This is a genomic window from Xanthomonas sp. 60 (assembly GCF_011761925.1).
On sequence record NZ_JAASQW010000002.1, the window covers coordinates 289,129 to 307,505 of the forward strand.

Genomic DNA, 18,377 nt, shown 5'->3' on the forward strand with positions numbered 1-18,377 from the left:
GGGACGCTCCAGCGGGTAATCCCCGAGGGTAGCCCGCCGCGCCGCCGCAGGGGACCGCCAAAGGTCACGCACGCCCGGCACGCGCCGGGCATCGTCCCGGGCACGTGCCGAGCGCGTGGGCGGATTACTTCGCCTTGCCCTGGTTGGCCACCGCTTCGGCCGCCCTGCGCGCCGCTTCCGGGTCGCCCAGGTAGCGGTACGACTGCACCGTCAGGTCATCGTTGAGCTCGAACAGCAGCGGGATGCCGGTCGGGATGTTGAGCTCGAGGATCGCCTCGCGCGAGACGTTGTTGAGGTACTTGTACAGAGCGCGCAGCGAGTTGCCGTGCGCGGTGACCAGCACGGTGCGGCCGTCCTTGAGCTGCGGGGCGATGGCATCGTGCCAGTACGGCAGCACGCGCTCGAGCGTGGTCGCCAGCGATTCGGTGCCCGGCAGCGCGTTGCGGTCCAGGCCGGCATAGCGGCGGTCGTGCACCGGGTGGCCCGGGTCGGCCAGGTCCATCGGCGGCGGCGGAATGTCATAGGAGCGACGCCAGATCTTGACCTGGTCCTCGCCATGCTTCGCGGCGGTTTCGGCTTTGTCCAGTCCCTGCAGGCCACCGTAATGGCGCTCGTTCAAGCGCCAGCTCTTGCTCACCGGGAGCCAGTCCTGGTCCATCTCGGCCAGCGCACCCTGCAGCGTATGGATGGCGCGCTTGAGCACGGAGGTGTGCGCCACATCGAACTGCAGGCCCTCTTCGCGCATCATGCGCCCGGCCGCGGCGGCTTCCTGGCGGCCCTTGTCGGTGAGTTCGACATCGACCCAGCCGGTGAAGCGGTTGTCCAGGTTCCACTGGCTCTGGCCGTGGCGCAACAGTACGAGTTTACGGGTCACTGCGGTCTCTCCAACGTCGGGATGCCCGTAGTGTAGCGCCGGGTTCAATCCGGCGGACATCGTCCCGGCGTGTCCCGTGGTCCGGCAGGCAGCAGCGCTAGCCGTGCCCGTGCCCGTGCCCGTGGTCGTGCTTGTGGTCGTGCTTGTGCCCGTGCGCGTGGTCGTGCGGACGTTCCTCCGCCGGCGCGCAGGCGTCCCCGCAGTGCGCGCCTTCCAGCTGCAGCGTCACATGTTCGATCCCATGGTGGTCATGCAGCGCATCGGCCAGCTCGCGGCGCACGCGGTCCGCGTCCTGCCCCGCATCCACCACCACGTGCGCGCTCAGGGCCGGCGTGCTTGAAGCCAGCGCCCATACGTGCAGATCGTGCACGTCACGTACTGCCGGATGACCATCCAGCCGCGCCCGAACCCTCGCCAGGTCGACCCCCTTGGGCACGCCTTCCAGCAGTACGTTGATGGCTTCGCGCATCAGCACCCAGGTACGCGGCAGCACCCACAGTCCGATGAGGACGGCCAGGATCGGGTCGATCACCTTCCACCCGGTCCAGCGGATCAGCAGCGCGCCGGCGATCACCGCCACCGAGCCCAGCATGTCCGCCCACACTTCCAGATAAGCGCCCTTGACGTTCAGGCTCTCGCCGCTGCCCGCCCTGAGCAGCCGCATGGCCACCAGGTTGATGCCGAGCCCGATCGCGGCGATGACCAGCATGCCGGTGGAGGCGATCTCCTGCGGCTGGCGGAAACGCGCCACGGCCTCCCACAGGATGTAGCCGGCCACGAGGAACAGCATGCCGCCGTTGAACATCGCACCCAGTGCTTCCAGCCTTGCGTATCCGTAGGTGCGGCGCGCGTCCGGTGGGCGGCGGCTGAGCCGTACCGCCACCAGCGCGATCATCAGCGCCAGCGTATCGGTGGCCATGTGCGCGGCGTCGGACAGCAGCGCCAGGCTGTTGGTGAAGAAGGCGCCCACGACCTCCACCACCAGGAACGCCGCGGTCAGGCCCAACGCCCACCACAACGGTTTTTCGTGGCGGATCTCACTGGGCAGGTGGTTGTGGTCGTGACCCATGCGGCCTCGCTCCGTTGAGGAATGGAGCAAGGCTACGCGGCAGCGTGGCCGGACACCATCACAGCGGATATAACATCGCAGTCGTGCACATTCGCAGGCATCATGGCCCCGTGCACGCAGCGGGCACCGCCCTCAGCGGGCCCGGACCAATGCCCTCAACGGAGCCCTGATGAACTTCGCCAGCGACAACCAATCCGGCGTCTGCCCACGTATCCTGCAGACCCTGGTCGAGGCCGCCAGTGGCTGCCAGAGTTCCTACGGCAACGACGCCTGGAGCCAGCGCGCGGAGGACCTGCTGAAGGAGACCTTCGACACCGACCTGCGCGTGTTCTTCGTCGCCACCGGCACCGCCGCGAACTGCCTGGCGTTGTCCGCGCTGGCCCGCCCGTGGGAGGCCGTGCTGTGCCACGCCCAGGCGCACATCATCACCGACGAGACCAGCGCGCCGGAGTTCTTCACCGGCGGTGCGCGCCTGCTGCCCGTGGCCACCGCGAGCGGCAAGCTGCTGGCTGATGACCTGGACCGCGCGCTCGCACGCCTGCCCAGCGCGCGTCCGCATACGATCACGCCTGCGGCGCTGAGCATCACCCAGGCCACTGAGAACGGCCTGGTCTACACACCCCAGGAGCTCGCCGCGCTCAGTGCGCGCGCGCGCGCCAGCGGCCTGCACGTCCACATGGACGGCGCGCGGTTCGCCAACGCCGTGGCCCGGCTCGGCTGCCACCCCGCGGACCTTTCCGCGCGTGCCGGCGTGGACGTGCTGTCCCTGGGCGCGTCCAAGAGCGGTGCGCTGTGTGCCGAGGCCGTGGTGTTCTTCAACACGGCGCTGGCGGAGGATTTCGACGTGCGCCGCAAGCGTGCGGGGCAGCTGGTGTCGAAGGGTCGCCTGTTCGGCGCGCAGTACTGTGGTTGGCTGGAAGGCGGGCACTGGCTTGAACTCGCCGGCCACGCCAACACCTGCGCCACGCAGCTCGCGGCGGTGCTTTCCGGCCACCCTGCAGTGCGCCAGGCGTGGCCGGTGGAGGCCAACGAGCTCATCGTGGTGATGCCGCGCGCGCTGCACGCCCACCTGCTGGCCGCAGGCGTTGCCTGCTATGACTGGTATCCGGACAGCCTCCCGGCCGGCATGGCTCTGGACCCGCACGAGATGCCCGTGCGTTTCGTCACCTCATGGTCCACCACGGCCGGCGAGATCCAGGCACTGGACGCGGTGCTCGCTGCTACGCACTGACGGCACCCTACAACGGCAAACGCCACCGCAGGGGTGGCGTCTGCCGTGCTGCCGGAACCTCCGACGGCTTACCTGTACTCGCGCTCGCAGCGGCGCTCGACCACGCGGTCACCCTTGTTTTCCTGGGAACGTCCCTGCACGTTGCGGCCGACCGCACCGCCTGCCACGGCGCCGGCCACGGTCGCGATCTTCTTGCCGCTGCCACCGCCCACCTGGTTGCCGAGCAGGCCGCCGACCACGGCGCCCGTAGCGGTACCGGCGATGCGGTTCGGATCACGGCTGTTGCGCTGCACTTCCACGTTGCGGCACACGACCTTGCTGCCGTCGTTGAAGCGGCGACCCTCGTCGCGAGGACCGTACGTCTGCGCGGAGGCGATGGTCGACACCGCCATCAGGGCACCAAGGCACAGCGTCTGGGCAATTGCTTTCATGTTCGTTCTCCTCGCACGGTTGCGTGGCCCCAAGTGTCACCACAGCGGCCGCAATCGCTGGTGAAAATGCGTGCAGGGGGCGTCAACATACGGGGCGGCGTTCAGCCCGCGTGCATGCGTCTCACACAGGCAGCGCCACCGAGATCCAGGTCGGTGCATGATCGCTGGCTTTCTCCTGCAGGCGGACCCACCGGTCCACGCCGGCGTCCTTGAGCCCCGCAAGCAGCACCTTGTTCAGGAGCAGGTGGTCGATGCGCAGCCCACGATCACGCTCGGCGTGCTGGCGGAAATAATCCCAGAACGTGTACACCGGTCCCTCCGGGTGCACGTGACGCAGGGCATCGGTCCAGCCTTGAGCGAGCAGCGCATCGAAGGCCTCGCGCACCTCCGGCTGGAACAGCGCATCGTTGCGCCACGCGCGTGGATCGTAGACATCCTCGTCGGTGGGTATGACATTGAAATCGCCCATCAGCACAGCCGGATGCGGCAGGTCCACCAGGTCCCGGGCGTGCGCGGCCAGGCGCTGCATCCAGCGCAGCTTGTAGGCGAACTTGGGACCGGGTTGGGGATTGCCGTTGGGCAGGTACAGCGCGCCCACCACGATGCCGTGCACCGCCGCTTCGATGTAGCGGCTCTGGTCATCGGCCGCTTCCCCGGGCAGGCCGCGGCGGCTTTCCACGGGCAGGCTGTCGCGTGCCAGCAGGGCCACGCCGTTCCACGAGCGCTGGCCCTGCCAGATCGCCCCGTAACCGGCGGCCTCCAGCTCGGCGGCCGGGAAGGCCTCGTCGGTGGCTTTGAGTTCCTGCAGCGCCACCACGTCCGGCCGTTCCTTCTCCAGCCAGGCCAGCAGGTGCGGCAGGCGGGTCCCGATCCCGTTGACGTTGAACGTCGCCAGCTTGCGTGTCTTCATGGCAGCATCCATCGCGGTAAGAGCCTCACCCTAGGCCTACGCTTATTCCTGTTCCGTGAAGCCTTTGCAGCGTCCGCATGCAGCCGCAACGCGCCGTTGATCACCTGCATGAGATCGTGCAGCCGTCCCTTCGAACACCGCGCCCCCATGACCGCCACGCTGATCATCGATGGCAACGCCATCACCGATATCCCCTCGTTCTATGCCGAGATCAACCGCGTGTTCATGGCCGACGAGTCCTGGACGCTCGGGGAGAGTCTGGACGCCCTCGATGACCTGCTGCGCGGCGGCTACGGCGCCCTGCACGATCAGGATGAGATCGCCCTGGCCTGGACCAACATCGAGGCCAGCCGTGCGGCACTGGGCGAAGCCACCACGCGCGCGTGGCTGCTGGGCAAGCTTGAGATCGCCGCCTTCAACGCCGCCGAAGTGCAGCGCCAGCTTGATGCGCTGGATGCCGGCACGGGCCCGACCTACTTCGACATCATCATGGAGATCATCGCCAGCCACCCGCGCGTGCAACTGGTGGCCTGACCGGACCCCGGATGCGGAACAGGGGCGCCGGAGCGCCCCTGTCGTCATGCCTGCCGCGGGTCGGCCTTGGGCGGATCAGGCATTGGGCGCGCCGCAGCGGAGCACCGTGATGCTGCGTGGCGGAGCGACGAAGTCGTCCGCGCCGTGCACCTTGACGCCCTTTTCCAGATGCGCATCGGTGGTGAGCAGCACATCCCATTCAAGGGCGGCGTCCTCATCGTCGGGCAGCTTGAAGCTCACGCCCTCGTGGTAGGCATTGATCAGGATAAGCAGGCTTGCATCGCCGCCATGTTCGCGCACGCCGGACACCTGCGCGCGCCCTTCCAGCAACAGCCCCACCGAGCGTGCACCGGCGTCTTCCCAGTTGCCCTCGGCCATCTCGCTGCCCGACGGGTTGAGCCAGGTCAGGTCACGCACGCCGGCCTCTTCGTTGTACTGCCCGTTGAGGAAGCGGCCACGGGTGAGGATGGGATGGCTGCGACGGACCTCGACCAGCTCGCGTACGAACGCAGCCAGGCGGCCCTCGCTGGGATCGCGCTCCCAGTTGATCCAGGTGATCTCGTTGTCCTGGCAGTAGGTGTTGTTGTTGCCGCCCTGGGTCTGCGCACGTTCGTCGCCGGCCAGCATCATCGGCGTGCCCTGCGCCAGCAGCAGCGTGGCCAGCAGGTTGCGCATCTGCTGTTCGCGCAGCGCGTTGATGCCCGCATCGTCGGTCTCGCCCTCGGCTCCATAGTTGCAGGAGGCGTCGTTGTCCGAACCGTCGCGGTTGTCTTCGCCGTTGGCCTCGTTGTGCTTGTCGTTGTAGCTGACCAGGTCATGCAGGGTGAACCCATCGTGGGCCGTCACGAAGTTCACCGACGCCCACGGGCGCCGGCCGCGGCGATCGAAGAGATCGGCCGAGCCGATGAAGCGCGTGGCGAACTCGGCCAGCTTGCCCTCATCGCCCTTCCAGAAGCCACGCGCGTTGTCGCGGAACTTGTCATTCCATTCGGCCCAGCCCGGCGGGAAACGGCCCACCTGGTAGCCGCCCGGACCACAGTCCCACGGCTCGGCAATCAGCTTGACCTGGCTCAGCACCGGATCCTGGCCCACCGCATCCAGGAAGCCACCGCGCTGGTCGAAGCCACTCGGCTCGCGGCCCAGGATCGTCGCCAGGTCGAACCGGAATCCGTCCACATGCATGTCGTGCGCCCAGTAGCGCAGGGAATCGCAGACAAAGCGGATGGCCTGCAAGTTGCTCAGGTTAAAGGTGTTGCCGGTGCCGGTATCGTTGATGTAATAGCGCTTGTCTTCAGCCAGTCGGTAGTAGCTGGCGTTGTCGATTCCCTTGAACGACAGCGTGGGACCCATCTCGTTGCCTTCGGCGGTGTGGTTGTAGACCACGTCCAGCAGCACCTCCAGGCCCTGGCGGTGCATGGCCTTGACCATGTCGCGGAACTCGTCGCGGTGTCCGCTGGCAAGGTAGCGGCTCTTGGGCGCGAAGAACGCCAGGCTGTTGTAGCCCCAGTAGTTGCGCAGCCCCTTTTCCAGCAGGTGCTGGTCGTCCAGGTAGGCGTGCACCGGCAGCAGTTCCACGGCGGTCACGCCGAGGCCCTTGATGTAATCCAGCACGTCTTTCTGCGCCAGGCCCGCGCACGTGCCCTTCAGATCGTCAGGCACCTGGGGGTGGCGCTGGGTGTAACCGCGCACATGGGTCTCGTAGACGAACGTGCGGTTCCACGGCGTCAGCAGGCGCTCGTCGCCTTCCCAGTCGTAGGTGTCTTCGACCACCACGGCCTTGGGCATGAACGGGGCACTGTCGCGCTCGTCGAAGCTCAGGTCGCCGTCGGGATGGCCGATGGTGTAGCCGTACAGTTCGTCAGCCCAGGTGAGGTCGCCGTCGATCTCGCGCGCGTAGGGGTCCAGCAGCAGCTTGTTGGGGTTGAAGCGGTGGCCTTCGGCCGGGGCGTACGGGCCATGCACGCGGTAACCGTAGCGCTGTCCCGGCTTCACCTCGGGCAGGTAACCGTGCCAGATCTCGTTGGTGTATTCGGGCAGTTCGACGCGCTGCTCATTGCCCTGCTCGTCGAACAGGCACAGCTCCACCCGGGTGGCATGCGCGCTGTACAGCGCGAAGTTGGTGCCCTCCCCGTCGAAGCTTGCGCCCTGCGGAAATGGACGTCCCTCGCGCACGCGGGAGGGAGTGGTGTAACGGGAAGACTTGACCTTATCGCGCATGGGGGAGGCTCGCTACGCCGGTTGCAGGATGCAACTTGGGCCCGCAGAGCATCGGGCGGCGGTTGTGCAGGCGGCGTAGTGGGCGCCTCACGCGCTGCTGCACCCGCTCACGCAGGCGCGGTGTGTGCAGCGGCCCGCCCGGCCGGGGCGCATCGGTGCCGGCCCGGCGCGGGCGCGGTAGCATCAGCGGCGGCCTTCCCGCCCCTGCCATGAGCCCTTGAGGAACCCTGCATGCCGTGCCCTGCCCTGCTCCGTCCTGCCGCCCTGCTGATCGGGCTGAGCCTGCTGGCGGGCACCGCGCCAGCCAGCGCGAAAGACGTTCCCGCGCCGGCCGCGCACGTTGACGCGGACGGCCCGTACGTGTTCCGCGAAGGCGACCACCTGCGCGCGCAGTGGGTGTGTGCGGACGCCGTGGAAACGCACACCGTGGCCGCCGGCACCGGGCAGGCGGACATCGCGGCACGCTGCGGCCATGCGCACGCGGTGCATGTGGTGCCCGCCGAGGCGCCTTCGCCTGCAGTGCTGCCGGCCGTGCCGCGCATCGTGGCCCTGTCCGATATCCACGGCCAGTACGCCCTGCTGGTGCGCCTGCTGCGTGCCCACCACGTGATCGATGCGCAGGACCGCTGGAGCCTGGGCTCGGACACGCTGGTGGTGGCCGGCGACGTGTTCGATCGCGGACCCCAGGTCACCGAGGCCTTCTGGCTGTTGTACGGCCTCCAGCAGCAGGCCGCAGCGGCCGGCGGCGCGGTGCATTTCGTGCTCGGCAACCATGAAACCATGGTGCTGTACGACGACCTGCGCTACGTCAACCCGAAATACCTGCGCAGCGCGCAGCTGCTCGGCCGCAGCTATGGGCAGCTGTATGGCGCCGATTCGGTGATCGGGCACTGGCTGCGCACCCGACCAGTGCTGCTGCGGATCGGCGATACGCTGTTCCTGCACGGTGGCATCTCACCGGAGGGCATCGCACTTGCGCTGGACCCCGCTGCCACCAATGCCGCTTACCAGGCCTCGCTGGGCACGCCCAAGGCCGAGGTCAAGGCAAACCCTGCCACCGCCCCGCTGTACGACGGCAAGACCAGTCCGATCTGGTACCGCGGCTATTTCGATGGTCGGCTCGACACCGCCGGCGTGCAGGCCGTGCTGGACGCGCTCAAGCTCAAGCGCATCGTGGTTGGCCACACCTCCATGCCGCACGTCAGCCGCTTCCACGGCGGCCGCGTGATCGCCATCGACAGCAGCATCAAGAACGGCGAGAACGGCGAGCTGCTTTTCATCGAAGGCGACACGCTGAGCCGCGGGCTGCTGGACGGCTCGCGCGTGCCCTTGGCCGAAGGCACGCCCGGCTTGAACAACTGACGCCGCGCGCGTGTGCAAAGCGTTCGCATGCGCGCCACTACACTCAGGCCCCTTGTCCGTCACGGAGCCTGATGCCTCTTGATGCGAGCCCTCCCTTTTCTTGTTCTGGTGGCCGCCGGCAGCCCGTCAGCGGTCGCCCACGCCACGGCCCCGCTGGAGACAGCCGCCGACCCCGCTTTCGACCTCGGCGGCGCCGTGCGCTTCAACTACGGCTGGCTGGACTACGGTCCGACCAGCCGCCTGCAGCTGGAGCTGCTGCGTGCCGATCTCAGCGCTGCCGCCGGCCCGGTGTTCTTCTCCGCACAATACCGCTGGTACGACGGCTTCGATGCCCTGCACCATGCCTATGCCGGCTGGAACCTGAGTGAATCCACCCAGCTCAAGGCCGGCGTGCAGCAGGTGCCGTTCGGCCTGCTGCCGACGGTCTCCCAGAGTTTCTGGTTCGGCTCCGGTTATTACCTGGGCATCGAAGACGACTACGATCCGGGCCTCACCCTCACGCGCACCCACGGCAGCCACCAGTGGACAGCTGGATGGTTCGCAGGCGATGAGTACGGCAGCGGTAAACGCTATGACCGCTATTCCTTCGATGTTGCCGACACGCCGCAGCGGCCCTACCGCGAGCGCCAGCGCGTGCACCTGCGCTATGAAAACACACGCACCCTCAACGGGGGTGACCTGTTGCTGGGCGCCTCGGGCTTCAGCGGTCGCGTGCAGAATACCCAGACCGGCCAGCACAGCGGCCATCACGGTGCAGCCCTTCATGCGCAGTGGAAACGCGACGGTTGGACCGCCCAGCTGCAGTGGGCGCGCTACCGCTACAGCGTGCCCGGCGGGCGCATCGCCCTGTCTGCGTTCCAGGCGCCCTTCGAAATCGCTGCCGAGGCCGACGTACCCAGTTTCAATCTGGCCTACGCCTTCGGGCGCCAGCGCTGGCTGGACGATGTCACCTGCTACAACAACCTGAGCATGACCCGTCCCGTGCGGCGCCACGAAGGCGTGCGCGATTCCTGGCAGAACGTCACCGGCTGCAGCCTGCAGAAGGGCGTCATGCTCACCTACGTCGACTGGATCGCGGGAAAGAACATGTGGTTCGCCGGTGGCGATGGCATCGGGCTGGACACGGGCGGCCCCTCCGGGTGGCACAGCCGGTTGAATCTCAACATCGGGTTCTATTTCTGAAGCCGTCGAAGAGGACGCTGGACCGGTCCTCCCCTTCATCCTGCCCATGCAGCACATTCGCAGCGCCTTGAGCCGATCGCACCGATGCTGAACGCCTCACCCGGAGGCTCCGATCATGCGTCGATCCGCACTTGCCCTGCTGCTGGCCGTTCCCTTCGCCGCTCTCGCCCAGCAGGGCGACGGCACCGATGTCCGCGCTGCCGTACACACCTTCAAGCCCGCAAAGACCGAGGCCACGGCGCGGCGCGTGGCAGCGCTCAAGGCGCCTGATGGTTTCCAGGTGAACGTGTTCGCACAGGGCCTGCTCAACCCGCGCATCATCGCGGTGGCGCCGGAGGGCCAGATCTATGTGTCGCGGCGCGATCAGGGCGATGTCCTGCTGCTGCAGGACCGCAACGAGGATGGCGCCCTGGATGGCGAACCGCGCGTGGTCTTCGCCCGGCCCGGTGCCCACGGCCTGGCCATCGCGCAGGGTCATCTGTACATCGCCACGGCGACCGACGTCTACCGCGCGCCCATCAAGGCAGACGGCACGCTGGGCCCGGAAGAGCGCATCATCAACGACCTGCCCGATGGCGGCCAGCACCCCAACCGTACCCTCGCGTTCGGCCCCGACGGGATGCTCTACATCAGCGTCGGCTCCTCGTGCAATGCGTGCAACGAGACCAATCCGGAGCATGCCACGCTGCTGCGGGCCACGCCCGACGGCAAGACCCGGAGCATCTTCGCCAGCGGCCTGCGCAACACGATCGGTTTCGCCTGGGACCCGGCAACCGGCGAGCTGTGGGGCATGGACCACGGGATCGATTACTTGGGCGATGACGAACAGCCCGAAGAACTCAACCGCATCGGCAAGGGCAAGCAATACGGCTGGCCGCACATCTGGGGCACGGACGGCGAGAATCCGCAGAGCACCCCGCCAGGCCAGATCAGCAAGAAACAATGGGCCGCGATGAGCGAGCCGATGGTGCTGGGCTTCACCGCACACGCCGCGCCCATGCAGATGCTGTTCTACACCGGCAGCCAGTTTCCCGCCGACTACCGGGGCGATGCCTTCGTGACGATGCGCGGCTCCTGGAACCGCAAGCCCGCCTCGGGCTACGAGGTGGTGCGGCTGCGCTTCCGCGACGGCGCGCCCACAGGCTTCGAGCCCTTCCTCACCGGCTTTCTCGTGGAGGCGGGTACCCAGCACATCGCACGGCCCGTCGGGCTGGCCATGACCGCCGGTGGCGCCCTGCTGGTGGGCGACGATGCCAACGGGATCATCTACCGGGTCAGCCACGGCACCACGACCGCTGCCAGCACCGCGCCCACCGCGATACCGCGCGAGCCGCTGATGGCACAGGTCAACCAGGGCAATGGCGTGCCGTTGGCACTTTCCCGCATCGTGCAGACCGGTACGCTGCAGGCACGCTCCACCTCGTTTGCGTCGGGACAGCCGCTGCCACCGCGGTTCAGTGCCTACCATGACGATGCCTCGCCCACGGTTTCATGGTCTGCCGTGCCCAACGCCGCCTCCTACGCGCTGATCATGGAGGATCCGGATGCCGCAGCGATCAAACCGTTTGTGCACTGGGTGGCCTACAACATTCCCGCAGACGTGACGTTGCTGCCGGAAGGTCTTCCAGTGGACCCCCGGCTGACGAAACCCGAAGGCACGCTACAGGGAGCCAACAGCCGCGGTTCGATCGGGTATTACGGACCGAAACCGCCGGTGGGCGACCCGCCGCATCACTACCACTTCCAGGTGCTCGCGCTTGACCGCATGCTGGACCTGAAGCCCGGCGCCACGCGCGATGAGGTGCTCGAAGCCGCCAAGGGGCATGTGGTCGGCGGCGGAGACCTCATCGGCACCTACCAGCAGACGACACCACCGCTGAAGTAATTCTCCGGTGGGGGCTCATGTCGGGCGCCGCGTGCTGCGGGGCTCGCCCCGCAGCTCGGCGTGGCCCGCCAGCAGCCGTCCGGCCATGAGCAGGCCGCCTACCAGATGGTCGCTAAGTATCGGCTCGCTGGTGGAATCATCGCCCTCCAGATGCACGGCATGCAGCAGTTCCAGGACGGCCGCCAAGGCCTGCAGGCGCGCGTTACACCAGCGGTCTTCAGCGCCTGCGGTGCGCAGCCAGCTGGCCCCCGGTTTCACAGGCCGACGGCGCGGCGCAGAACGGGGCGCCACGGGCCTGCTGTTCGACCAGCAGGGCCTCGAGTTTCTCGATGAAATGGCGCGGCAGCTCGCGCATTGATTCGCCGGGCAACGCATATGGACGGGGAGTATGCCAACCCGCATCGCCCGCCACCCGGCGTTCCGGCACAGGGTGGCCCCCATGCCATGCGAGGCCACCGATGCGCGATTTTCTCCTGAGTGCTCTCTCCAGACCACTCGACGTGCAGGAGAAGACTGACAGTCGATCGCACCATCCGGTGAGGCTCTGCCGCGTCGGAAAGACCAGCGATGTCACGACGCACGCTGCAAGGACGGAGCAACATGGTAGGCGGCCGGAGTGCGTTGGCCGCCGAGGTTCCCTGAACTCCTCTAAGACCCTGTTTTCTGAATGACTTTCTTGAGGTGGGCGGCGCCGTAACGTTGCCAGGGCATGCAGGCCGTTTGCATGAAGAACGCTTGAGCTTGGGTCTGATCGAGCTCAAGCCTGCAGGCCTGCAGACGATGCTCCGGTTGGATATAACGCAGATTGTTCTAGACGTTCCTTAGCAACGCCGACGCCTCCCCGGCATCAGTGCGTGCGCGCAGGTATCGGCGATAAAAGCTCAGGCCACCTTGCGGTGGCCTGAGCTTTTTACCTCAAGGCGCTGACCTCAGAAGAAGATCGCGTAGAGGATCAGCAGCGGAATGGGAACGCCGAGGGCCCAGAGCAACAGTGTCTTCATGGAAAGTCTCCTGGTTCGTTGGAAGTTACAGGTCGCGGCGACGGCCGCCCCACGTGGCACTCAGGCTGGCGAAGAACGCACCGATGAGCAGCGTGATGAACAGCCACAGCGCGGCATAGGCCGTGGCCTTGCGAGCGTCATCCGCCACCTGCTGCGCGGTTTTCTTGGCTTCGTCCAGGGCGGCGCGCATGCGCGTCTGGATGTCGGTCACGCGGGCTTCCGCCTCGGCCGGTGTCATCCCGGTTTCACGAGCCACCAGCTGCGCCAGGTACTGCTTGTCATCCGGCGCAAGGCCTTCCGTGCGCAGGCTGCTGACAATGATCCGATTCACTTCGGCGCGGACTTCGCGGCGGTCACCCGCCATCGGACGACCCGGACCCGGACCGGCCATGGTGCGCGGCGGCGGAGGTGCCGCAGGATCCATGCCCGGCGCAGGCGCCATCGGGGCCCCAGCGTTGGCCGGCGTGGCGGCCGGTGCCGGCATGGCACCCGGGGCCGGGGCCGCACTGTTGCGGAACAGCGAGTCCACCCAATAGTCCAGATCACCTTCTTCCGAGCCCATCGCGGCCGAACCTGCACCGGCAACGGCGGCGCCAGCGGTCGACGCGGCGGCACCGGCGGTGGCACCCACTGCCTGCACGCCCGTGCCCAGGATGCCGCCGATCGCCGAAGTCAGCAGACCGGCAGTGAGCAGCGTAGCCACGGCCCACGACACGAAACCGTGGGCGGTATCGCGGAAGTAGGTTTCGTCCCCGTGCAGGCGCGTCCACTTGGTGCGCAGACGGCCGGCCAGATAACCGCCCAGACCCGAAGCGGCCAGCGCGGTGAAGGTCAGCCAGGCGATGCTGCCCCAGCCGAAGGTTTCCTTGGATACGCCATCGAACGACCACGGCGAGACCGAGGACAGGCCCAGCCCGATACCGAGGATGAGCAGGATGAGCGAGAGGGCGGCGGCGGCGACCGCACCGGCCAGGATCGCACCCCAGGACACGGCGGACTCCGGGCTGGGTTCGACGATGGGTGTTCTGGTCAGAACCGGAACGTCCGGCTCAACGGCGCCGCGCTCTGGATAATCGATCCGACTGTTCATGGGTGAAGCTCCGTTTCAAAGCCGCGGATGCAGCTGACGGGCCGAGGCTGCGCGCTGCAGCGTGAAAGGGGTGCGACCTGGTCCTCACGTGGTGTTGCGTTGCGCTGGCATCACAGCCCGCACTTCGCCATTCCAGCGCGCGGCAGCTCAGCGCGCAGCCGCGCCCTTGTAGCCTTACCGGGCCCGAATGGCATCAACCTGCCACGGGTCGCGACTCATCGTGAAGTAGATGCTCATGAGTATTCACATTTACTACCCCGCGCCGTAGCCTACTAAGAACGCCTGTCGTCCCACTACCGCGAATCGAGGAAACGCGGTGCGGATCCTGTTATCCGCTACTCTGTTACAGCTGAGCTCCAATGAGTGCAGGCGGTCCCATGACCAACAATTGGGAAGGTGCGCACCGGAGATGACCATAGTGTCCGGACGCTTGCCAGCAGCTCGATCGGGGAGCAAAGTCATCTTATCCAACAGGGGACGGGCAATGGACAGCTCAGAATTTACCGTTGAGAGTGAGCTATATACGTTCGAGGAGGTGATCCGGGCCGCCCATCGGCTGTCTAGTGCCTGCCATATCGAGGTGGACCGCCGTCCCAGCGCCCATGTGGTAGTGGTTAGTGCCTTGCCTGGGACCACTGTGCCGATGGATGCCCGGGCCCGGTTCCTTACTGCCTTGGCAGACGAGAAGCTGCGATCCCTTATTCGTGCCGAAACCAGAGGGCTGCACGAACAGTTGGTGCATGCCTCACTCTCTCAAGCGATTGCGGGTGCAGGGAACAGGCCATGAAGTTCCGTACACGGGAGGCCTTTGGAGCAGCCAGCGGCTACCAGCTCTTGCCAATGCGCTTCCGCCGCCTGCCGTGGGATGGGGACCGAGTGTTCGTATCCTCGATGGCCGGGGACTGGCTGACGATGCCCGCTGCCACGTTCCAAGCCTTCGTTTCGCATGAACTGCCCGATAATTCGCCCTGTCTGGCCGACCTACAAGCCCGCCACCTTGCCGTTGTCGACGTTAGCAAAAGCTCGCTGGCCCCTTTGCTGAGCCAATACCGAAGCCGCAAGTCGTATCTCATGGGTGGTCCGGCGCTCCATATCTTCGTGGTCTCCCTGCGCTGCCATCACACCTGCGGCTACTGCCAAGTCTCGAGGCAAGGCGTAAACGCTCAAGCGTTTGACTTGGCCAACTCCCCGGCAGAGCTGGCGGTGGAACGGCTGTTCGATTGGCCAAGCCCTGAGCTCACGATTGAGTTCCAAGGCGGTGAGCCGCTGCTGAACTTTGAGCAGGTCATGCGCATCACGCGCCTTATCGTCGCGAGGAACCAGCAGGAGGGCCGCGCCCTGCGATTCGTCTTGGCTTCCACCCTCCACGACCTGACGGAGGCACAGCTCGACTTCCTGGCCGAGCACCGCTTCAAACTGTCCACTTCGCTGGACGGTCCCGAGTGGCTGCACAACGCAAACCGCCCTCGCCCTGGCCGCGACAGCTATCGGCGGACCATTGAAGGCATTGAGCGAGGGCGACGACGCCTGGGTGACGATGCGGTGTCCGCACTGACCACGTTGACCAAGCTGAGCTTGGCCGTCCCGGAAGAGATCATCGACGAATACCGGAAGCTCGGCCTCCACTCCATCTCGCTCCGTCCGTTGAGCCCTTATGGCTTCGCTACGAAAACAGTGAGCCGAACCGGGTATTCGACCTCGGATTACCTAACATTCTACAAGAGGGCGTTTGAGCACTTGGTGGCGGTCAATCACTCCGGCTATGCAATGGACGAGTCCTACGCCGCGCTGCTCTTGTCCCAACTGTTCACTTCGTTTGGCCATGGCTACGTGGATCTGCGCTCGCCGTCCGGTGCCGGGCTCGGGGCGGTCATCTACGACTACGATGGCCGCGTGTATCCCTCGGATGAGGCGCGGATGCTGGCTGCGATGGGCGACCCGACCTGGTGCCTTGGCGACGTGAGCCAGCCCGTCAGCGCTTGGCTGGAGTCCCCAGCCATGGCCTCCGTCCTCCACGCTGGGGTCGCTGAGGCGCTGCCCACCTGCTCGGACTGCGCGTATGTGCCCCTGTGCGGCGCCGACCCGGTCGAGCATTACGCCAGGCAGAAGGATACCGTCGGGCACCGGCCCACGAGCGATTTTTGCCAGAGGAACATGGGGTTGTTCGATTTTCTGCTGGAGCGCTTTGAGAACGGGTCAGCAGAGGACCAGCGGCTGATGCAGCGATGGTCCATGCGCCAGGAGCCGGTCGAGGAGGCGCTCCATGTTGCCGCTTGAGAGCAAGGCCTTCATCTCGAAGCTACTCGGCCCCCAGATTCTTAAAGTAGTGGGTCTCAGTGACTTCCCATCGGCCGCCCTGCCCTATGAGCGCATGGCGCTGGACCTGCGGGGTGTGCCCGCCGGGTTGATTGGCGGAGAGATGTTGGATCTGCCCTGGGGCGGGATCGTGCAGTCGCCGGATGCGCCACGTGACCGTGAAAGGCCCTACGTCGAGATCCTTGGAGACCAAAGGGTAGCTAAGTCAGGGGACGTCATCGAGCTGGACCCCTTCCGACAGCGTGTCGCCAGCCGGTATCGGCGCGGAGACAGTGGAAACGTGCTCTTTGCGACTGAACGATGCAACAGCTATTGCGTGATGTGTTCGCAGCCACCTAGGCAGGTTCAGGATGATTGGCGGATTGGCCAGCTTTTGGACCTCATTGACCTGATCGATGCGGACGAATTGTCCCTCGCGATAAGCGGGGGGGAACCCACCCTGCTCGGGGACGGGCTGGTGGAGGTCGTAGCACGCTGTGCTTCAGTTCTCCCCGACACCCACCTCCACATCTTGTCTAACGGCCGCCTCCTCGACCGTTCGACTTTGCACGGCCGCTTTGAAGGAATCCACCCGAACCTCAGCTGGGGCATTCCCCTCTACGGCGACCATTACGGGCTCCACGACTACGTGGTCCAAAGCGAGGGGGCGTTCGCTCAGACCCTGCGGGGGCTTTATGCCTTGGAAGCGGCAAAGCAGCGCATTGAGATTAGGGTTGTGCTGGTCCGGCCTACCTTCGAGCGGCTGCCACAGATAGCTCGATACATTCAACGCAACCTGCCCTTTGTAGAGCACGTGGCTTTGATGGGCATCGAGCCAATCGGGTTTGCCAAGGCGCATCACGCGGACGTGTGGGCTGACCCAGCCGATTTCGGCGACCAACTGGCCGCAGCGGTCAGCGTGTTCGATTCGAGCGGTATCGGAGTGTCGCTCTACAACCTCCCGCTCTGCACCATCGACCGCTCCTTGTGGCCCTATGCCGCTCAGAGCATCTCGACTTGGAAGAACGACTATTTGCCCGCATGCGCCAGCTGTTCAGTAAAGACCAAGTGCGGCGGCTTCTTCTCTTGGGTGACGCCGGCTTGGACCAGCCGGGCAGTCGCCCCCGTCAAGGAAAGTGAAGCATGTCCAGCGCATTGATGATTGTCGGCGCGACCCTGGGGGCACTCGGGGCGGAGCCGAACCAAAAACCCCAAGACCTGTCGGCACTGTCGGAGATGGACAGCAAATACGCCACCGTCCTGAGTTCGTCACTGAACTCGGGTCGGCACAACCTCTATGCCGGGCATCGGAGCCATAGTTCGCATCGCTCGCACAGCTCCCATCGTTCCCACTCGTCAGGCTCGGGCAGCTCATACCGATCCTACACACCGCCGGCCACCTACACGCCCCCGGCTCCCGTCCGCCAGACCACGCCATCGCCAGCTCCTATCCGCACGCCAACCACACCATCCCCCCGCCAATCTCTCACCGCGCCCGCCACATCCAAGCGGGCAACTAACACTTATCGTTCGTCGGAAATCAATCTGAGGGACTTGGAAGTGCAGCATCCCTCAGTGGAGCCGTCGCTCGATTCCAACACCTTGAACGCCTCCGAGGATCCGGCTTCGACTGCAGCGCCTCCGTTCAACGACAATTTCTGGCCGGCCCGATCGGCGCAGCCCCAACGGCCGGACGCTGATGAGCTCAAGATGCTCATCATGCGCGTCCAGGCCGCCCTCTACTCCAAAGGCCTTGACCCCGGTGCCATCGACGGCGTCATGTCCCAGAAGACGCAGACGGCACTGCGCACGTTCCAGCGGCGCTATGGCCTGCAGGTTACGGGAACCATGACGACTCCAACGCTTGACGCACTTGGTGTTCGACTTTAGGGCCGCAGCCCTTGCTCGACTTTCGCTGAGCAATCGGTCGACTCGGACAACCATTAGCCATGTAGTGTTCAGTCGTTTGAGGCCCACCCCTTATGCGTTGCTGCCGAAGCGACAGCTCCTCCATGAAACACTCATTTCACTACGCGAAGGAGCGTTCACGCCGTTACTCAACTGGCAACTTCCTCAAGACCATTGGGACGCCTGACACGGCCAGGTCTCAATCGGGGTATTCCTAATCTGATTAAAGATGTCCACGCGCTTGAGGGCGGCCGGAGCGCTTCTGACGCGTCCGAACCAGCGCGTTAACGCCACCGCATTCTGCTTTCATGGCAGCTTGTTCCAACGCGATCGGTGGCCAGTCCTCAAGCGCCTCGGCGCAACGGACTGCGTTGGCCTGCCACGCCCG

General features: G+C 66.0%; 16 protein-coding genes. 8 read left to right on the forward strand and 8 right to left on the reverse strand.

Annotated elements, in window-relative coordinates:
• Positions 1 to 124: 124 nt before the first annotated feature.
• Both gpmA and FHY09_RS05220 read right to left on the reverse strand, forming a co-directional pair.
• Positions 125 to 874 (reverse strand): 2,3-diphosphoglycerate-dependent phosphoglycerate mutase, encoded by a 750-nt coding sequence (gene gpmA / locus FHY09_RS05215; RefSeq protein WP_166924882.1) that lies wholly within the window; start codon positions 872 to 874, stop codon positions 125 to 127.
• Between the two features lie 97 nt (positions 875 to 971).
• Positions 972 to 1,943 (reverse strand): cation diffusion facilitator family transporter, encoded by a 972-nt coding sequence (locus tag FHY09_RS05220; RefSeq protein ID WP_166924884.1) that lies wholly within the window; start codon positions 1,941 to 1,943, stop codon positions 972 to 974.
• A gap of 169 nt (positions 1,944 to 2,112) precedes the next feature.
• Between FHY09_RS05220 and FHY09_RS05225 the strand changes: the two genes are divergently transcribed.
• Entirely contained in the window at positions 2,113 to 3,174 is a 1,062-nt protein-coding gene (locus FHY09_RS05225; protein ID WP_208407569.1) for a beta-eliminating lyase-related protein, read from the forward strand.
• Positions 3,175 to 3,242: 68 nt separating this feature from the next.
• Here the strand turns inward: FHY09_RS05225 and FHY09_RS05230 are convergent, their stop codons facing one another.
• Positions 3,243 to 3,605 carry a glycine zipper 2TM domain-containing protein gene (locus FHY09_RS05230; RefSeq protein ID WP_166924887.1) on the reverse strand — a complete coding sequence of 121 codons (363 nt, stop codon included), beginning with the start codon at positions 3,603 to 3,605 and terminating at the stop codon, positions 3,243 to 3,245.
• 121 nt (positions 3,606 to 3,726) lie between these two features.
• The gene (xth, locus tag FHY09_RS05235) at positions 3,727 to 4,515 is read right to left on the reverse strand and encodes an exodeoxyribonuclease III (RefSeq protein WP_166924889.1); all 789 of its coding nucleotides are present in this window, start codon (positions 4,513 to 4,515) and stop codon (positions 3,727 to 3,729) included.
• 147 nt (positions 4,516 to 4,662) lie between these two features.
• Between xth and FHY09_RS05240 the strand changes: the two genes are divergently transcribed.
• Positions 4,663 to 5,049, forward strand: a complete 387-nt coding sequence (locus tag FHY09_RS05240; protein WP_166925513.1) for a barstar family protein — start codon at positions 4,663 to 4,665, stop codon at positions 5,047 to 5,049.
• 75 nt (positions 5,050 to 5,124) lie between these two features.
• Here the strand turns inward: FHY09_RS05240 and glgX are convergent, their stop codons facing one another.
• Positions 5,125 to 7,266: a glycogen debranching protein GlgX gene (gene glgX, locus FHY09_RS05245; protein ID WP_166924891.1), complete on the reverse strand. Its 2,142-nt coding sequence runs from the start codon at positions 7,264 to 7,266 to the stop codon at positions 5,125 to 5,127.
• A gap of 231 nt (positions 7,267 to 7,497) precedes the next feature.
• Here glgX and FHY09_RS05250 point away from each other — a divergent pair, with 231 nt between their 5' ends.
• The 3 genes from FHY09_RS05250 to FHY09_RS05260 all read left to right on the forward strand — a co-directional run bounded on the left by FHY09_RS05250 (position 7,498) and on the right by FHY09_RS05260 (position 11,695).
• Positions 7,498 to 8,628: a metallophosphoesterase gene (locus tag FHY09_RS05250; RefSeq protein ID WP_166924893.1), complete on the forward strand. Its 1,131-nt coding sequence runs from the start codon at positions 7,498 to 7,500 to the stop codon at positions 8,626 to 8,628.
• Positions 8,629 to 8,709: 81 nt separating this feature from the next.
• On the forward strand, positions 8,710 to 9,810 hold the full coding sequence (locus tag FHY09_RS05255; RefSeq protein ID WP_166924895.1) for a hypothetical protein: 1,101 nt from the start codon (positions 8,710 to 8,712) through the stop codon (positions 9,808 to 9,810).
• A 115-nt stretch (positions 9,811 to 9,925) separates the two neighbouring features.
• A complete protein-coding gene (locus tag FHY09_RS05260; RefSeq protein WP_166924897.1) occupies positions 9,926 to 11,695 on the forward strand; it encodes a YbhB/YbcL family Raf kinase inhibitor-like protein in 1,770 nt (589 codons plus the stop codon).
• Positions 11,696 to 11,710: 15 nt separating this feature from the next.
• On the opposite strand, the gene FHY09_RS05265 is transcribed toward FHY09_RS05260, so the two are convergent.
• The 3 genes from FHY09_RS05265 to FHY09_RS05275 form a co-directional block, all read right to left on the reverse strand.
• Complete coding sequence (locus FHY09_RS05265) at positions 11,711 to 11,881, reverse strand: hypothetical protein (RefSeq protein WP_166924899.1); 171 nt, start codon at positions 11,879 to 11,881, stop codon at positions 11,711 to 11,713.
• Between the two features lie 31 nt (positions 11,882 to 11,912).
• Entirely contained in the window at positions 11,913 to 12,050 is a 138-nt protein-coding gene (locus FHY09_RS05270; protein WP_166924901.1) for a hypothetical protein, read from the reverse strand.
• A gap of 671 nt (positions 12,051 to 12,721) precedes the next feature.
• Positions 12,722 to 13,786 carry a hypothetical protein gene (locus FHY09_RS05275; protein ID WP_166924903.1) on the reverse strand — a complete coding sequence of 355 codons (1,065 nt, stop codon included), beginning with the start codon at positions 13,784 to 13,786 and terminating at the stop codon, positions 12,722 to 12,724.
• 783 nt (positions 13,787 to 14,569) lie between these two features.
• On the opposite strand from FHY09_RS05275, the gene hxsB reads away from it, so the two are divergent.
• The 3 genes from hxsB to hxsA are packed head-to-tail and all read left to right on the forward strand — an operon-like array spanning position 14,570 to position 17,971.
• A complete protein-coding gene (gene hxsB, locus FHY09_RS05280) occupies positions 14,570 to 16,063 on the forward strand; it encodes a His-Xaa-Ser system radical SAM maturase HxsB (protein ID WP_456362715.1) in 1,494 nt (497 codons plus the stop codon).
• Complete coding sequence (gene hxsC, locus FHY09_RS05285; RefSeq protein WP_166924905.1) at positions 16,050 to 17,240, forward strand: His-Xaa-Ser system radical SAM maturase HxsC; 1,191 nt, start codon at positions 16,050 to 16,052, stop codon at positions 17,238 to 17,240. The genes hxsB and hxsC overlap by 14 nt, the downstream gene beginning before the upstream one ends.
• On the forward strand, positions 17,225 to 17,971 hold the full coding sequence (hxsA, locus tag FHY09_RS05290) for a His-Xaa-Ser repeat protein HxsA (protein WP_166924907.1): 747 nt from the start codon (positions 17,225 to 17,227) through the stop codon (positions 17,969 to 17,971). The genes hxsC and hxsA overlap by 16 nt, the downstream gene beginning before the upstream one ends.
• Positions 17,972 to 18,377 lie beyond the last annotated feature (406 nt).

Excerpts from the sequence above, each read along its gene's own strand:
- FHY09_RS05220 (WP_166924884.1), bottom strand. The coding sequence starts at position 1,943 with ATGGGTCACGACCACAACCACCTGCCCAGTGAGATCCGCCACGAAAAA.
- FHY09_RS05225 (WP_208407569.1), top strand. The coding sequence starts at position 2,113 with ATGAACTTCGCCAGCGACAACCAATCCGGCGTCTGCCCACGTATCCTG.
- FHY09_RS05230 (WP_166924887.1), bottom strand. The coding sequence starts at position 3,605 with ATGAAAGCAATTGCCCAGACGCTGTGCCTTGGTGCCCTGATGGCGGTG.
- xth (WP_166924889.1), bottom strand. The coding sequence starts at position 4,515 with ATGAAGACACGCAAGCTGGCGACGTTCAACGTCAACGGGATCGGGACC.
- FHY09_RS05240 (WP_166925513.1), top strand. The coding sequence starts at position 4,663 with ATGACCGCCACGCTGATCATCGATGGCAACGCCATCACCGATATCCCC.
- glgX (WP_166924891.1), bottom strand. The coding sequence starts at position 7,266 with ATGCGCGATAAGGTCAAGTCTTCCCGTTACACCACTCCCTCCCGCGTG.
- FHY09_RS05250 (WP_166924893.1), top strand. The coding sequence starts at position 7,498 with ATGCCGTGCCCTGCCCTGCTCCGTCCTGCCGCCCTGCTGATCGGGCTG.
- FHY09_RS05255 (WP_166924895.1), top strand. The coding sequence starts at position 8,710 with ATGCGAGCCCTCCCTTTTCTTGTTCTGGTGGCCGCCGGCAGCCCGTCA.
- FHY09_RS05260 (WP_166924897.1), top strand. The coding sequence starts at position 9,926 with ATGCGTCGATCCGCACTTGCCCTGCTGCTGGCCGTTCCCTTCGCCGCT.
- FHY09_RS05270 (WP_166924901.1), bottom strand. The coding sequence starts at position 12,050 with ATGCGCGAGCTGCCGCGCCATTTCATCGAGAAACTCGAGGCCCTGCTG.
- FHY09_RS05275 (WP_166924903.1), bottom strand. The coding sequence starts at position 13,786 with ATGAACAGTCGGATCGATTATCCAGAGCGCGGCGCCGTTGAGCCGGAC.
- hxsB (WP_456362715.1), top strand. The coding sequence starts at position 14,570 with ATGAAGTTCCGTACACGGGAGGCCTTTGGAGCAGCCAGCGGCTACCAG.
- hxsC (WP_166924905.1), top strand. The coding sequence starts at position 16,050 with ATGTTGCCGCTTGAGAGCAAGGCCTTCATCTCGAAGCTACTCGGCCCC.
- hxsA (WP_166924907.1), top strand. The coding sequence starts at position 17,225 with ATGTCCAGCGCATTGATGATTGTCGGCGCGACCCTGGGGGCACTCGGG.